This is a genomic window from Pseudomonas sp. W15Feb9B, assembly GCF_000828175.1.
Lineage (GTDB): Bacteria > Pseudomonadota > Gammaproteobacteria > Pseudomonadales > Pseudomonadaceae > Aquipseudomonas > Aquipseudomonas parakoreensis.
Genome location: NZ_JTKF01000001.1, coordinates 1 through 14856, shown reverse-complemented (window position 1 = coordinate 14856; position 14856 = coordinate 1). Strand labels below are relative to the sequence as shown.

Below are 14856 nucleotides of genomic sequence, written 5' to 3'. Positions count from 1 at the left end.
AATCGACGCACGTTGTCATCGGATTCCTCCACAACACCGCCGTCTGTGTAGGAGCTGCCGCAGGCTGCGATCTTTTGATCTGGCCTGTGAAAACCAACGTCAAAAGATCGCAGCCTGCGGCAGCTCCTGCAGGTCGAGGTCAGAAGGCATAGGGGATGCTGACCTTGGCCCAGAGCATGTCGCCTTCCGGCCGGTTCTCCACGTCAAATTCCTTGGCCCAGCGAATCTCCGCGCTGGCGTATTTGAGGAAGGTGAAGTGCAGCGCCGGGCCAATCGCGAAGACCTTGCCGCGCACGCCGTCGTCCACATCCTGCCCGGCGAACTGGACGGTATGGCCGTACTGTTTGTCGTCGGTGGTCTGCTTGAGGTAGTAGCCGTTGATACCGAACATCACATCGTCGGTGATCTTGTAACTGGCCGAATAATCGAAGTGGAAAATCTGTCCGGACTTGTAGTCGGTGTCCTTGTTCTTTTCGTTGAAGCTGTAGGTGGTCTTGAGTGAAACCTCGGTCTTGTCGGTCGGCAGCCAGGTGAACGAGAACAGCGGCTTGTAGGTGTAGAAATTGTTGCTGGTATTGGCCAGCCGATCGACGCTGTATTCACCGGTGGGCACCGTGATTTCCAGGGCGGCGCCGAGGGTCAGGTTCTTGCCCATATCCCACAGGATGATCGGTGCAATCGTGGTGTCGCCCATGCCTTCGCGGGTATCGCTGAGACCGAATACCGACACTTCCTGCTTCAACCAGGGCTGGGCGATGTAGCCGGCCAGGCGTCCGCCGAACACGCGTACCGGGCTCAGGTAATCGATGCGCGGAATGACCGCCGTGGATTCGATGTCGACATTCGGCACCTTGCCGCCCAACGAACTGATGTTGAGCTTCGTCGACTTGTAATGGTTGTAGTAAAGGTTGAACGCGACCATGTTCTGCGGAAGGCTGTCGACTTCCAGCGGCAGCATGAAGAACCCGTCGGTGCCGGGGCCGATGTTGTCGACGCCGGCTTCGGTGGCCAGGGCCGACAGGGACGCGGTGCAACCGAGCAAAGTCAGTGCCAGACGCAAGGGGAAAGTGGCGCGGTTCGGGCTCATGGCTGTCCTCATTATTATTGTGGTGGGACGTGGCGCCGGTACGCAGAACGTCCGGCACCATAGAAATAAGCGCTAGAGGCCCGACGGGGCAGGGTATTGGCGGACAGTTAGGGGGACTTCTGCGGACAGTCGGCCAACCCTGTGCTAACTTCCTTCGACATAACCGGTTACAAAAATAACAATCAAGCGTGATCCGGAATGTCAGCTCCCATGAACGTAAAAGTCCAAGACCCCACTTTCGAATTGGCGCTGGTCTCGCCGTTTCTCCTGCAAACCCTCGCCGAAGTCGTGCACAACAAAGGCATCGACCCCGAAAGCCTGTGCCGCGGCCTGGGCTTCACCCTCGATGATCTGCAGGATCCGGCGCAACGGATTTCCTATCGCCAGGCTGTGGCAATGATTCAGCGCGCGCTCAAAGTGTTGCCCAATCAGGGTTTGGGGTTGTGGGTCGGCGCGCAGAATGTGCTGGGTACGCTGGGGCTGCTCGGGCATGTGCTGTCGCTGTGCAAGACCTTGCGTGATGCCTTTGCCCTCGGCATCCGCCATCAGCACACCTCCGGCGGGATCGTGGTGTCCAGCGTCGATGTGGCGGGTGATCAGGTGCACCTCGACGCCGAGTGCCGCTTGCCGTTCGCCGACGTTCAGGTGTTTGCCGTCGAAGAGTTTTTCGCCAGCCTGCTGGTGTATGGCCGGGCCTTGGCCGGCAGTGAATTCAAGCCGATTGCCGTGGAGTTTGTGCATGCCGCACCGGATTACCTGAGCGAATACCACCGCTTGCTCGGGCCCGATGTGCGCTTCGGTTGTCTGCACAATCGTATGTTGATCGATGTTCAGTGGCTGGACGTCAACTTGCCCAATCATCATTCGCTGGCGCTGCGCCAAGCGGTTGCATTGCTGGAGCTGGAAGCGGCGCAGGTGCACCAGAAACTCGATTTGATTCAAGCCGTGGAGCGGGCGATTGCCCGGGACTTGAGCCGGGGCAGTCACATCGAAAAAATCGCCGGCGACCTGAACATGAGCAGCCGCACTTTGCGTCGGCGCCTCACCGAGCACGCACTGACCTTCGAAGCGCTGCTGGAACAGGTGCGGCAGGCGCGGACCCTGAGTCTGCTGGCGAATCCGGACATGCCGATTGAACGCATCACCGAAGAAGTCGGCTATAGCGACGTGCGCAGCTTCCGTCGGGCGTTCAAGCGCTGGACCGGGATGAGCCCGAGTGCGTGGCGCCAGGATGCAAGCACCGCTTAGACATCGGTCCCCTGTGGCGAGGGAGCTTGCTCCCGCTGGGCTGCGCAGCAGACCCAAAACCTGCCACGCCATTTCTCCAGACACACCATGCCGGCGGGGTTTGCGGGTGCTTCGCCCCCGAGCGGGAGCAAGCTCCCTCGCCACAGGCTTCCGTGCGCCACTCATCAGTATTTCAACCCCACAAGCCCTTCAGCTACAGGTAAACTCCCGCGCACTTTCCCAAGGAGTTCACATGAGTTACTACCAGCCGGGCATTCTCGCCACCCCCGTTCCTGCACAAGCGCGCCACCTGTTTTTCGCCCTGGCGTCGGTTGAAGCACTGCCGCAGGCGATCGACAACCTGCTGAGCCTGGTGGACGGCAAGTCGGCGGTGGTCGGTTTCGGTGAATCCCTGACCAAGGCGCTGAACGTACAGATTGATGGTCTGCGCAGCTTCCCGGCCATGACCGGCGTCGGCGTGGAAAACCCCTCGACCCAGCACGCGCTGTGGGTCTGGCTGCACGGTGACGACCGTGGCGAACTGCTCAACCGCTGCAACGCCGTTGAGGCCGCACTGGCCCCGGCGCTGCGCCTGGTCGACAGGCAGGAAGCCTTCCGCCACAAGGACGGCCATGACCTGACCGGCTACGAAGACGGCACCGAAAACCCGCACGACGAAGCCGCCATCGCTGCAGCCTTGTTGGGCGAGGGCGCAGAAGGTCTGGTCGGCGGCAGCTTCGCCGCGATCCAGCAGTGGCAGCACGACCTCAAGGGTTTTCATCAATTGTCCGGCGAAGACAAGGACAACATCATGGGCCGTCGCCTGAGCGACAACGAGGAGATCGACGATGCGCCAGTCTCTGCCCACGTCAAACGCACCGCCCAGGAAAGCTTCGCCCCCGAAGCCTTCGTCGTGCGCCGTTCGATGCCATGGATTGAAGGTGACCGGGCCGGTCTGATGTTCCTCGCCTTCGGGTTCTCGCTGGACGCCTTCGAGGCGCAACTGCGGCGCATGAGCGGTCTGGAAGACGGTATCGCTGATGGTCTGTACCGCATCAGCCGACCGATTACCGGCGGCTATTACTGGTGCCCGCCCATCAAGGACGGCCACCTCGATCTGCGCGCGTTGCGCATCGGCTGAGTGTTTCAAACAAAGGGAGTTGAGCATGGACGTGGTGCGTTGGGGCATGATCGGTTGCGGCAGCGTCACTGAACGCAAGAGCGGGCCGGCCTTTTACAAGGCGCCCGGTTCGGCGCTGGTGGCGGTGATGGGCCGGCGCCTTGAAGCGGTGAGCGATTACGCCGCGCGACATGGCATCGCCCGGGTCTACACCGATGTTGACGCACTGATCAACGACCCCGAGGTGGACGCGGTGTACATCGCCACGCCGCCCGACAGCCACCACGCCTACAGCCTGAAAGTCGCTGCCGCCGGCAAGCATTGCTGCGTTGAGAAACCGATGGCGCTCAACGCCGGGCGAAGCCGCGAGATGCAGCAGGCGTTTGCCGACGCCGGTCTGCACCTGTTCGTTTCCTACTACCGCCGGTCGTTGCCGCGTTTTGCTCAAGTGCGGCGATGGCTGGCGCAGGGCCGCATCGGTGAGGTACGACACCTGAGCTGGACGCTGACCAAAGCCCCCTCGGCAGCGGATCTGGATGGCAGCGCCAATTGGCGAACCGACCCGAGCGTCGCCGGTGGCGGTTACTTTGCCGATCTGGCCAGCCATGGTTTTGACCTGTTCCAGTACCTGCTCGGCGACATCGTTGAAGTCGCCGGTTTCACCGCCCGGCAAGCCGGGTTGTATGCGGCGGAAGACGCGGTCAGTGCCAGTTGGCGCTTCGCCTCCGGAGCATTGGGCATGGGCTGTTGGAGTTTTGTCGCGGATCGGCGCGAGGACCGGGTGGAAATAATCGGCAGTCAGGGGCGCATCGCATTCTCCGTGTTTGACGAACATCCGGTGCAGCTATTCGCCGATGAGCAGATCAGCCTGGAAATCCCCCATCACGAGCACATTCAGTGGCATCACGTGCTGGGCATGAATGCGCATATCCGTGGTGATTCGCAGCATCCGGCAGTCGCCGAACACGCCCTCAAAACCGATTGGGTGATGGACCAGATCCTCAAACGTTATTGATTTACGTCTTAAAACCAACCCTGTGGCGAGGGAGCTTGCTCCCGCTGGGTCGCGCAGCGGCCCCAAATACTGGCAACGAGGTATTCCAGGTAAATCACCTCAGCCGGGTTTACGACTGCTGCGCAGCCGAGCGGGAGCGAGCTCCCTCGCCACAGGAGACGGGAGCCCTCAGGAACTGCTCCAGCTCTAAGGTTATGCCCAAACAATATTTCTCAAGCTTGTCATAACGTCTCTAAGATCACGTCATAACTCGTTATAACAAGTGATCCCGTGATGACCGATAACGTACTGTCCCTGGCAAGTGTCCCGCTGCACACGCAACTGCGCGACGTGCTGCGCGCCCGCATTCTTGACGGCGAATATCCGCAAGACAGCCAAATGCCTTCCGAAAGCGAGCTCGGCGCGCTGTTCAAAGTCAGCCGCATCACCGTGCGTCAGGCACTGGGCGATCTGCAGAAAGAAGGGCTGATCTTCAAGATCCACGGTAAAGGCACGTTCGTCGCCAAGCCGAAAACCTTCCAGAACGTCAGCAGCCTGCAAGGCCTCGCCGAGTCCATGACCGGGCGCGGCTACGAGGTGATCAACCGCCTGCGCAGCTTCAAATTCATCCCTGCCGACAAACGCGTGGCCGAGCGCCTGCAAGTCGCCGAAGGCGAGACCGTGGCGCAGATCAAACGCGTCCGCCTGATCAACCGCGAACCGATCTCGCTGGAAATCACCTACCTGCCCAAAGCCATCGGCGAACGCCTGGAGAAGGCGGATCTGGTGACGCGCGACATCTTCCTGATTCTGGAAAACGACTGCGGCATTGCCCTCGGTCACGCGGATCTGGCGATCGACGCGGTACTGGCCGACAGCGATTTGACCCAGGCGCTGAACGTCGAAGCCGGCTCGCCCATCATGCGCATTGAGCGCCTGACCCACGACGCCGACGGTCAGCCATTGGACTTCGAGCACCTTTACTACCGTGGCGATGCCTTCCAGTACCGCCTGCGGATCGACCGGCAAAAAGGGGAGCAGGCATGACGCGCAACACGTTGGAACAGGAATACGACATCGTCGTGATCGGCGGCGGCACTGCCGGGCCGATGGCCGCGATCAAGGCCAAAGAAAAGAACCGTGATTTGCGCGTGTTGCTGGTGGACAAGGCCAACGTCAAACGCAGCGGCGCGATCAGCATGGGCATGGACGGCCTGAACAACGCGATCATCCCCGGCCACTCGACGCCGGAGCAGTACACCAAGGAAATCACCATCGCCAACGACGGCATCGTCAATCAGGCGGCGGTGTACGCCTATGCCACTCATAGCTTCGAGACCATCGAGCAACTGGATCGCTGGGGCGTGAAGTTCGAGAAGGACGAGACCGGCGATTACGCGGTGAAAAAAGTCCACCACATGGGCGCCTACGTGCTGCCGATGCCGGAAGGGCACGACATCAAAAAAGTCCTTTACCGCCAGTTGAAACGGGCGCGGGTGAGCATCACCAATCGCCTCGTTTGCACCCGTTTGCTGACCGACGAGGAGGGCGCGGTCAACGGGGTGATGGGTTTTGACTGCCGAACTGCCGACTTCCATGTGATCAAGGCCAAAGCGGTGATTCTCGCCTGTGGCGCGGCCGGTCGCTTGGGATTGCCGTCCTCGGGTTACCTGATGGGTACCTACGAAAACCCGACCAATGCCGGCGACGGCTACGCGATGGCGTATCACGCCGGGGCCGAGCTGGCGAACCTGGAATGCTTCCAGATCAACCCGTTGATCAAGGATTACAACGGCCCGGCCTGCGCCTACGTCACCGGCCCGCTCGGTGGTTACACCGCCAACAACAAGGGCGAACGCTTCATCGAGTGCGACTACTGGAGCGGGCAGATGATGTGGGAGTTCCACCAGGAACTGGAAAGCGGCAACGGCCCGGTGTTCCTCAAACTCGATCACCTGGCCGAGGAAACCATCCAGAACATCGAAGAGATCTTGCACAGTAACGAGCGCCCGAGTCGTGGTCAGTTCCACGCCAATCGCGGCACCGATTACCGCACGCAGATGGTCGAGATGCACATCTCCGAGATTGGTTTTTGCAGCGGCCATTCGGCGTCCGGGGTGTGGGTCAACGAGCGCGCCGAGACCTCGGTCAAAGGTTTGTACTCGGCCGGTGACATGGCCGCCGTGCCGCACAACTACATGCTCGGCGCGTTCACCTACGGCTGGTTTGCCGGGCACAACGCGGCAGATTTTGTCGCCGGGCGCGAGTTCTCGGCGCTGGATGCCGCGCAGATCGAAACAGAGAAAGCCCGGGTCTACGCGCCGCTGGATCGTGAACAAGGGCTACCGCCGGCGCAGGTCGAGTACAAGCTGCGGCGCTTCGTCAACGACTACCTGCAACCGCCGAAAGTGACCAAAAAAATGCAGATCGGCTTGCAGCGCTTCAGCGACATCGAACGCGACCTTGAGCAGATGAAGGCCAACAACGCCCACGAATTGATGCGCGCCATGGAAACCAGCGTAATCCGCGACTGCGCCGAAATGGCCGCGCGCGCCTCACTGTTCCGCGCCGAGAGTCGCTGGGGCCTGTACCACTACCGCGTCGATCATCCGCAGCGCAACGACAGCGAGTGGTTCTGCCACTGCCACCTGAAAAAGGGCGAGGACGGGCGCATGACCAGTTTCAAGAAACCCGTCGAGCCTTACATCATCGCGCTCGATGCCGAAGACATGCAGGCTTACGACCGCTTGCGAGTGGGCGCTTTTGCCGCTTGATGCATCACCAGAGAGAGTCCGAACCATGGCCTATCAAGCCCAGGAAATCTTCTTCCGCTCCAACGCCCCGGTCACCGTGGACGAGGACAAATGCATCGCCGACAAGGGCTGCACCGTGTGCGTCGACGTCTGCCCGATGGACCTGCTGGCGATCAACCCGGCCACGCAAAAGGCCTACATGGCGTTCGATGAATGCTGGTACTGCATGCCCTGTGAAAAGGATTGCCCGACTGGCGCGGTGAAAGTCGAAATCCCCTATCTCCTGCGGTGACTGGGCGGACGCCATCGCTGGCAAGCCAGCTCCCACAGGGATTTGTAGTGAGACACGGACTTTGCAATCACAGAGAAATCTGTGGGAGCTGGCTTGCCAGCGATGAGGCCCGCCTGGACAACACAAAAGCCATCCGGCATACCCCGGACGCTGGAATAACCGAAACCCCTCGTTTCCCACCGCGCCCTGATCGCGGCGGAGACGAACATCCAATCAATGATTCGAGGGGAAACACACCATGTTGCGTGCAGCACTCGCCGGTCTGGTACTGGCTTCATTCACTCTGTCGGCCTCGGCCGAAACCATCCGCATCGCCATCGGCACCCAGGACACCACCATCAATTGCGCCGCCGGCGGCCTGCCGCCCGAACACCCCTTGCCGCGATTTGCCCTATGACCTCATTTTTTGCTGTGACCGATAACGATAACATCCTCGCCCTGCAACCGCGTCTGACCGCTGACGATGCCGGTGTGCGGCGCATTGCCCTGATCGAGCTGGCAGATCTGGAAGAACCGGACGGCCTGCTGTGGCTGGTCGAAAGGCTGACCGATGATCCGGCTGAAGACGTCCGCGCCGAAGCCGCGCGGCTGCTGGAAGCGTGGGAAGACGAACCGGTGGTGGCTGCGCTGTGCCAGGCGCTGACCGATCCGTCTGCGGCAGTGCAGGCCGCCGCCGCGCAAAGTCTGAGCCTGCTCAAGAGCGAGGCGGCAGGCCGGGTGATTCTGCCGTGGACCGAGCATGCCGAGGTCAGTGTGCGGATCGCCGCGTTCCGTGCCTTGCGCGAACTGCGTTTCGCCGCTGCGGCGCCTGCTGCTGTCGCGGCACTTGATGATGCCGATGCCAACGTACGCCGCGAAGCTGTCGGCGTGCTCGGTTGGCTCAAACAGCTCGACGCATTGCCGGCTCTGGCGCGTCTAGCCAGTGCCGACCCGGACACCGAAGTGCGCCGCGCCGCCACCGGGGCTTTGGGATTGGCCTCCTGCGCCGAAGTTCTGCCGGCCCTGCGTCAGGCACTGCAGGACGCTGCCTGGCAAGTGCGCGAAGAAGCGGCGACAACCCTGGGCAAAGTCGGCCACAGCGACGCCGGCCCGGCATTGATCGCAGCCCTTGGCGATGACTACTGGCAAGTGCGCCTGCGCGCCACCCGCAGCCTCGGGCGTTTGCGCTTCGCTGCAGCGCTGGACGCCTTGATTGAGACCCTCGGCCATCGCATCAGCAACCTGCGCAAGGAAGCCGCGCTGGCCCTCGGTGAGTTGAATGATCGCGGTGCGGTGGCGGCGTTGCAGGCGGCGCAGGATGACGGTGACCCGGAAGTGCGTAAAGCGGTGCGGATTGCCTTGAGTCAGCTGCAATGAATCCGCTGTCGGTGAGCAACTCGCAAAGCGAACGGACACTGCGTCTGAGCTGGCCGGACGGCCGTGAATCGCTGTTCAATCACGCCGAACTGCGCCGCCAGTGCCCGTGCTCGCAGTGCCGCGCGTTTCGCCTGAAAGGTGTGACGCCGCGGGTCGATGAGCGTGTTCGCCTGATTGAGATCAACCCGCAGGGCTACGGCGTGCAACTGGTGTTCAGCGACGGCCATCAACGCGGGATTTACCCGTGGGACTATCTGGCACAGCTCAGTTCTTGAGAACACTGCTTTCCCTGTGGGAGCTGGCTTGCCAGCGATGAGGCCGGCATATCAGGCATCTATGTGACTGACAGACCGCCATCGCTGGCAAGCCAGCTCCCACAGGGTTTTGTGCAATATCCGGATTACTGCGCAGCCGTCATGGCTGGCCGGCACCCGCGAAACACATCCAGCCCCGGCTGATACAGCGCGGTTTTCACCTCGAACAACCCCAGCACCGAATGAAACAGGTTGTCATGGCTCAGATCCGGCTGTCCGGTCTTGCCTTGCAGGCAATCGCGATCAATCCCCAGTTGCGCCAGCGTGTTGTTGCCAAACCACATCACCATCGGCACATGCGTCTGCGCTTCCGGCGCCAATGCATACGGCGCCGCATGCAGGTACAGGCCGTTTTCGCCCAGCGATTCGCCGTGGTCGGAGACGTACAGCATCGAGGTATCCAGGGTGTCCTGATTGCGCTTGAGCAACTCGATCACCTTGGCGAGGAAGTGGTCGGTGTAGAGGATGGTGTTGTCGTACACGTTGACCAGTTCATCGCGGCTGCAACTGCCCAACTGGTTGGTGTGGCAGATCGGGGTGAAGCGCTCCATGCTTTTCGGATAGCGCTCATAGTATTCCGGGCCGTGGCTGCCGTCGGCGTGCAACACGATGATCGCGTGGCCCTTGAGGCTGTCGATGTAGCTTTGCAGGTCGGCCAGCAGCGCCTCATCGAGGCAGTTGTTGCCGTCGCAGAACGGCCCCGGCTGGTTCTTCGCGATGTCGCGGTGCGGCACGCGCAGGCAGGTGCCCTTGCAGTCGCTGTTGTTGTCCAGCCACAGCACCTGCACGCCGGCGCGTTGCAGGATATCCAGCAGGCCTTCGTAGGTTTTGCCTTTCTTGTCGCTGTAGTCCTCACGGGGGAACATCGAGAACATGCACGGCACCGACACCGCCGTGGACGTGCCGCAGGAATGCACCTGGGTGAAGTTGAGGATGTCCAGTTTGCTCAGTTCGGGATTGGTCTGGCGTTCATAGCCATTCAGCGAAAAATGATCGGCGCGGGCGGTTTCGCCGACCACAAACACCATCAGCGACTTTTTCTCGCGGCTGGCGGCTTTGGTGCTCATCACCGCGTCTTCCCCGATGGTCTGCACCACAAAGTGCTTTTTGATACCCAGGCGCTGCTTGGTGTACTTGCTGATGGCGTAGATGTAGTTGGTTGGGTTGATGAAGTGGGTGAGCTTGTCTTCTTCGCGGAAGATCGGCGCGTAGGTCGAATAGAACGCGCCCACCGATGCGCCGATCACCAGCACGCAAGCGGCAATCACCAGCACCTTGTTGAGCACGCCGCGAAAGAACGGTCGATAACTCACCGGCCAGCGCCAGATCAGCACCGCTGGCAGCACGCCGAGCAGCAACACGTAAGCCAGCAGTTTGCCGTTGAACAGCGCCGCAGCCTCGGCCGGGTTGGTCTCGAACACATTCTGGATCATCACCGTGTCAATGGTGATCCCGTATTCGTTCATGAAATACGCCGCGCAGGCCGAGAGCAGAGCGACCACGGTCAGCGCCGGTTTCAGCGTCCAGCGAAACGAAACGAGGGTCAGCAGCAGGGTGATCGCCGCCCACAGGAACAGCCCGAACGAGGCGAAAAACGCCAGTTTGTGCGCGCCTTGCAAGGTGATCAGATTCCCCAGCGCCTTCCAGGTTGCCAGGTTGTACAGCGTCACCAGTGCCAGGGAAAACAGCAGCACCAGACGGGTTGAAGTGATGGACGGTAAACGCAGTCCTTTGCCCAAAGCCATTACAGACATTCCTCTAGCAGAATAGAAAACACGCGCGGTAACGCGCGTAACTGTAGAAGAACATTGGTAAAAATTTTGTAAACATCCTGTAACAACTACTCCGTTTCCCCGTAGGAGCTGCCGCAGGCTGCGATCTTTTGATCTTGCTTTTCAGAATCAAAAGATCGCAGCCTGCGGCAGCTCCTACACAAGGCGGGGTGTCAGAAAGATTTGCTCACGCTTGCCACCACCGTCGCCGTGCACACATCCTTGAATCCCCAGTTGCTCAGGCACTGGCTTTGCGATAGATCGGTATCGATGTAGCTCAGGCCCAGCACCACGCCGGCCAGGTTGTGCGTCAGCTTGACCTCCCATTCGCGATAGCTGTCTTCGGTATGCCCGGACGCCGAGTACAGGTGTGGGTCCTTGAAATCCATGTTGCCGTAACGCAGTTTCAACCCGGAATCGAACGGCAGCTCGGTTTCATAACCGACATAGGTGTAGAGCGAGCTCTGCTTGCTGTCGATCCCCGGCGCATCGCTGGAGTAATACGCCGCCAGCTTCACCCCGTAGACGCCGAGAATGCCGTACACCTCGCTCTGGTTGAACTGGCTTTCTTTGGGATAGGCGTACTTGATGTAGCCCAGATCGAGGCTGACATCCTCGGTGGCCTGCCACAGCCAGCCCGCGTAGTAATCGACTTCCTGTCGGGTTTTCAGGCCGCCGCCAAAATCGACGTTGGAGCTCCAGGCGCCTGCATATAAACCGCTGCTGTGGGCCAGGGTCAGGCCGGCCTGCACGGCCGGGTCATTCTGGGTTTGCGAAATGCCGCGAGTGCGGTAGTCGCTAGCCAGCGTCAGGTCGACCAGCAAGGCGAAATCGTCGTTCAAGGCAATCGCATGGCTGCTCAGGGGCAACAGACTCAAGGAACTCAGGGCGAGCAAGGGCAAGGCTTTCATGTGAAGTCCCGGTGTTGTGATTATTTTTGGGCAGTACGAAAACTGTGTGTGGGAATGCCATCCCAAGCATCCACAAAAACCTTGTGGGAGCGAGCTTGCTCGCGAAAGCGGTGGGTCAGTCAGTGAAGATGTTGAATGGACTGGCCTCTTCGCGAGCAAGCTCGCTCCCACAGGGTGGGTTCGGTGTTGTTATGGGGTGGCGGTGTAGACCTGACGCCCGCCAAACCAGGTTTGCAGGACCTGGGTGTCATGCAGGGCTTTTTCGTCGACGCTGAACACGTCGCGGTCGACCACGATGAAATCAGCCTGTTTGCCCGGCGTCAGTGAGCCGATCTGTTTGTCCAGGCCTGTGGTCCGCGCCGCGTTGGCGGTATAGGCGTAAAACATGGTTTCGCGGTCCAGACGCTCGTCGGCATTCAGCACGCCCATCGGCCCGACGCGGGTGATGGCCTGGGCCATGGCATTGAACGGGTTGGGTGACGACACCGGCCAGTCGCTGGCACCGGCAATCGTCGCGCCCTGTTTCAGCAGTGAGTGCGCCGGGTATTGATAACGGAAGGCGAGGGCGCTGACGTAGGGCTTGATCATGTCGGTGGTGTAATCGTCGGCGCTGGCCCACAGCAGTTGCATCGAGGCGATCACGTTCAATGGCTTGAAGCGCGCGAACTCTTTCGGATTGACCATTTGCAGGTGGGTGATCGAATGGGTGATGCCGCTCTGTCGATCCTTGCGCGCGCGTTCGATGCCGTTCAGCGATTCACGCACCGCGCGGTCGCCAATGGCGTGGATGTGCACCAGCCAGCCGCGCTGGTCGATGGCGCTGACCAGTTCGCCGAAATGCTGCGGATCGATCAACAGTTCGCCCTGTTTGTGCGAATTGCGGTACGGATCGATCATCGCCGCGCTCTGCGCCGGGTACTCGATCACGCCGTCAGCGAAGATCTTGACCCCGGGCAGGGTCAGGTTGGGGATGCCCTGAAACTGTTGGCGCACTTTATCCAGCGTGTCGAGGTCGGCCGGCAGGCTTTTCGGGTTGGCGACCAGCAACGCTGCGACGTGCACGCTCATGTCGCCGCTTGCCGACAGCGCTTTGTAGGCCGGCAGCACGCCGACGGTTTTCTCGGTGGGTTTGAGCGCGAACACGGCCTCGCCCGGGGCGGCATTGGCGGCGGGGTCCATCCACGCGGTGATGCCGAGGCTGTTGTTGAAGCGCACGGCGGATTTGGCCGCGCTGAGCATATCGACCGGGCTCGGCACCGGCATTTTGGCTGCGACCCGGTCCCAGCCGGCATCGACCAGAAAACCGTTGGGTTCACCGTTCGCCAGTGTGCCGATCGTGTCTTTTTCCGCAGCGGGCAGGGTTTTGAGCAATGCCGCGTCGATGCCGGCGCGCTTGAGCATCACGTTGTTGGCCCACGCGGTGTGGTGGTCACTGCCGGTGAACACCACCGGCACGTCGGCCCATTCGCCCTGGTTGAACGTCTTGCCCAGCGCTTCGGCCTGCGCCCAGTACGCTGAACTCATGCCGGCGATGCTCAGCACGTCGCCGTGTTTCGCCTTGCCGTCATCACGCCAGGCGCGCAGACGCTTTTGCAATTCATCGAGGGCGACGACTTCGTCCTCCATATTGGCCGAGACCATTTCCAGACCGCCGAAAATCGCGTGGGAATGGCTGTCGATCAAGCCTGGCATAAGGGTCTTGCCGCCGAGGTCGATCACCTGCGTTCCGGGTTCGATCAGCGCCTTGATCTGCGCATTGGTGCCGACTTTCAGCACTTTGCCGTTCTCCACGGCCAGCGCCTGAACCTTTGGCTGTGCACGGTCGGCGGTGAAAATCTTGCCGTTGACCAGCACCAGATCAGTGGCGGCCATGGCTTCCATCGAGGCAAAACTTACAGCGCCAACCAACAGGCGCGGGATGAATCTTTTCATTGAAGATTTCCTTGTTATTGCGTCTGATGGCCAGATTAGTGGCTGACACTGGCCGACAGAACGCCTTCCTCACGAAAAACGTTTTTGCCTGAATGGAAAAAGCATGGACAAGTTGGGTGCACTGAAAATGTTCGTGGTCACCGCGCAACTCGGCAGTTTCAGCCGCGCGGCCGAGCAACTGGGCAAGACTCCGTCGGCCCTGACCAAAGCGGTCAATCACCTGGAGGCGGAACTCGGTGCGCGCCTGTTCGAGCGCAGCACGCGGCGGATCCTGCTGACCGAAATCGGCCGGGTCTACCTGGAAACCGCACGGCTGGTGTTGCAGCGGCTGGAGGAGGCCGGCGAAGAGATCGAGCAATTGCAGCACGGTCTGCGCGGCAACCTGAAAATCACCGCGCCACTGGCTTATGGGCGGGCGTTTCTTGATCAGGTGTGCGACGGCTTCTTGCAGCAATACCCGCAGATCAGCCTGCAAGTGGATCTGTGCGACGCGTTCGTCAATCTGCTGGAAAGCGGCTACGACCTGGCCTTGCGCGAGGGCCATGACGACTTGCCGGGGCTGATTGCGCGGGTGGTTGGCAGCAATCGTCTGGCCTTGTGCGGCAGCCCGGAGTATCTGGCGCGCAAGGGCTTGCCGGTGAATCCGCAAACCCTCGAACAGCATGAATGGCTGCTGTATCAGCACCCATTGCTCAGTCGCGAATTCTGGTGGGCCGAGCGCGACGGCCAGCGCCTGAGCCTGCCACAGCCGACGGCGCCGCGGTTGCGCAGTGACAATTACGACCTGCTGCTGGCCGGCGCCCTGGCCGGACGCGGCTTGCTGCACACGCCGTTGTGGAGCGCCGCACCGTACATCGCCAACGGGCGTCTGGTGCGGGTCATGGCTGACTACGAAATCGACCCGGACAGCTTCGGCCCGCACATTCTTGCGGTGTACCCGAGCCATCGACGAGCCACGGCCAAGGTCGTCGCGTTCATCGATTACATCGCCGCCTTCCTCGCCGAACGTGGCCTCAACTGAAGCCCCGTTCCCCTGTAGGAGCTGCCGCAGGCTGCGATCTTTTGATCTTGCTTTTTAAAATCAAAAGATCGCAGCCT

General features: G+C 60.9%; 13 protein-coding genes and 1 pseudogene. 10 read left to right on the top strand and 4 right to left on the bottom strand.

Annotated features, from left to right (window positions below):
• Positions 1–139 precede the first annotated feature (139 nt).
• Positions 140–1087, bottom strand: a complete 948-nt coding sequence (locus OC71_RS00065) for a transporter (RefSeq protein WP_041062358.1) — start codon at positions 1085–1087, stop codon at positions 140–142.
• 210 nt (positions 1088–1297) lie between these two features.
• Between OC71_RS00065 and OC71_RS00060 the strand changes: the two genes are divergently transcribed.
• The 9 genes and pseudogenes from OC71_RS00060 to OC71_RS00025 all read left to right on the top strand — a co-directional run bounded on the left by OC71_RS00060 (position 1298) and on the right by OC71_RS00025 (position 9104).
• Positions 1298–2335 carry an AraC family transcriptional regulator gene (locus OC71_RS00060; RefSeq protein WP_041062355.1) on the top strand — a complete coding sequence of 346 codons (1038 nt, stop codon included), beginning with the start codon at positions 1298–1300 and terminating at the stop codon, positions 2333–2335.
• Positions 2336–2567: 232 nt separating this feature from the next.
• Positions 2568–3455: a Dyp-type peroxidase gene (locus tag OC71_RS00055; protein WP_041062352.1), complete on the top strand. Its 888-nt coding sequence runs from the start codon at positions 2568–2570 to the stop codon at positions 3453–3455.
• A gap of 25 nt (positions 3456–3480) precedes the next feature.
• Positions 3481–4449 carry a Gfo/Idh/MocA family protein gene (locus OC71_RS00050; RefSeq protein WP_041062350.1) on the top strand — a complete coding sequence of 323 codons (969 nt, stop codon included), beginning with the start codon at positions 3481–3483 and terminating at the stop codon, positions 4447–4449.
• A gap of 273 nt (positions 4450–4722) precedes the next feature.
• Positions 4723–5475, top strand: coding sequence for a GntR family transcriptional regulator (locus tag OC71_RS00045; RefSeq protein WP_041062347.1), 753 nt, complete (start codon positions 4723–4725; stop codon positions 5473–5475).
• Entirely contained in the window at positions 5472–7202 is a 1731-nt protein-coding gene (locus tag OC71_RS00040; RefSeq protein ID WP_041062344.1) for a fumarate reductase/succinate dehydrogenase flavoprotein subunit, read from the top strand. The genes OC71_RS00045 and OC71_RS00040 overlap by 4 nt, the downstream gene beginning before the upstream one ends.
• A gap of 25 nt (positions 7203–7227) precedes the next feature.
• Positions 7228–7473 (top strand): ferredoxin family protein, encoded by a 246-nt coding sequence (locus OC71_RS00035; protein ID WP_041062341.1) that lies wholly within the window; start codon positions 7228–7230, stop codon positions 7471–7473.
• Between the two features lie 238 nt (positions 7474–7711).
• Positions 7712–7834: pseudogene (locus tag OC71_RS28310) on the top strand (hypothetical protein); the annotation flags it as partial.
• Positions 7835–7866: 32 nt separating this feature from the next.
• Positions 7867–8829 carry a HEAT repeat domain-containing protein gene (locus OC71_RS00030; protein WP_041062339.1) on the top strand — a complete coding sequence of 321 codons (963 nt, stop codon included), beginning with the start codon at positions 7867–7869 and terminating at the stop codon, positions 8827–8829.
• A complete protein-coding gene (locus OC71_RS00025; protein WP_041062338.1) occupies positions 8826–9104 on the top strand; it encodes a DUF971 domain-containing protein in 279 nt (92 codons plus the stop codon). The genes OC71_RS00030 and OC71_RS00025 overlap by 4 nt, the downstream gene beginning before the upstream one ends.
• Before the next feature lie 125 nt (positions 9105–9229).
• On the opposite strand, the gene OC71_RS00020 is transcribed toward OC71_RS00025, so the two are convergent.
• The 3 genes from OC71_RS00020 to OC71_RS00010 form a co-directional block, all read right to left on the bottom strand.
• The gene (locus OC71_RS00020) at positions 9230–10888 is read right to left on the bottom strand and encodes a phosphoethanolamine transferase (protein ID WP_041062336.1); all 1659 of its coding nucleotides are present in this window, start codon (positions 10886–10888) and stop codon (positions 9230–9232) included.
• Positions 10889–11088: 200 nt separating this feature from the next.
• The gene (locus OC71_RS00015) at positions 11089–11826 is read right to left on the bottom strand and encodes a TorF family putative porin (protein WP_041062333.1); all 738 of its coding nucleotides are present in this window, start codon (positions 11824–11826) and stop codon (positions 11089–11091) included.
• Positions 11827–12015: 189 nt separating this feature from the next.
• The gene (locus tag OC71_RS00010) at positions 12016–13758 is read right to left on the bottom strand and encodes an amidohydrolase (RefSeq protein WP_041062330.1); all 1743 of its coding nucleotides are present in this window, start codon (positions 13756–13758) and stop codon (positions 12016–12018) included.
• A 103-nt stretch (positions 13759–13861) separates the two neighbouring features.
• On the opposite strand from OC71_RS00010, the gene OC71_RS00005 reads away from it, so the two are divergent.
• Positions 13862–14779 (top strand): LysR family transcriptional regulator, encoded by a 918-nt coding sequence (locus OC71_RS00005; RefSeq protein WP_041062327.1) that lies wholly within the window; start codon positions 13862–13864, stop codon positions 14777–14779.
• The last annotated feature ends 77 nt before the right edge of the window (positions 14780–14856 follow it).

Excerpts from the sequence above, each read along its gene's own strand:
- OC71_RS00065 (WP_041062358.1), bottom strand. The coding sequence starts at position 1,087 with ATGAGCCCGAACCGCGCCACTTTCCCCTTGCGTCTGGCACTGACTTTG.
- OC71_RS00060 (WP_041062355.1), top strand. The coding sequence starts at position 1,298 with ATGAACGTAAAAGTCCAAGACCCCACTTTCGAATTGGCGCTGGTCTCG.
- OC71_RS00055 (WP_041062352.1), top strand. The coding sequence starts at position 2,568 with ATGAGTTACTACCAGCCGGGCATTCTCGCCACCCCCGTTCCTGCACAA.
- OC71_RS00050 (WP_041062350.1), top strand. The coding sequence starts at position 3,481 with ATGGACGTGGTGCGTTGGGGCATGATCGGTTGCGGCAGCGTCACTGAA.
- OC71_RS00045 (WP_041062347.1), top strand. The coding sequence starts at position 4,723 with ATGACCGATAACGTACTGTCCCTGGCAAGTGTCCCGCTGCACACGCAA.
- OC71_RS00040 (WP_041062344.1), top strand. The coding sequence starts at position 5,472 with ATGACGCGCAACACGTTGGAACAGGAATACGACATCGTCGTGATCGGC.
- OC71_RS00035 (WP_041062341.1), top strand. The coding sequence starts at position 7,228 with ATGGCCTATCAAGCCCAGGAAATCTTCTTCCGCTCCAACGCCCCGGTC.
- OC71_RS00030 (WP_041062339.1), top strand. The coding sequence starts at position 7,867 with ATGACCTCATTTTTTGCTGTGACCGATAACGATAACATCCTCGCCCTG.
- OC71_RS00025 (WP_041062338.1), top strand. The coding sequence starts at position 8,826 with ATGAATCCGCTGTCGGTGAGCAACTCGCAAAGCGAACGGACACTGCGT.
- OC71_RS00020 (WP_041062336.1), bottom strand. The coding sequence starts at position 10,888 with ATGGCTTTGGGCAAAGGACTGCGTTTACCGTCCATCACTTCAACCCGT.
- OC71_RS00015 (WP_041062333.1), bottom strand. The coding sequence starts at position 11,826 with ATGAAAGCCTTGCCCTTGCTCGCCCTGAGTTCCTTGAGTCTGTTGCCC.
- OC71_RS00010 (WP_041062330.1), bottom strand. The coding sequence starts at position 13,758 with ATGAAAAGATTCATCCCGCGCCTGTTGGTTGGCGCTGTAAGTTTTGCC.
- OC71_RS00005 (WP_041062327.1), top strand. The coding sequence starts at position 13,862 with ATGGACAAGTTGGGTGCACTGAAAATGTTCGTGGTCACCGCGCAACTC.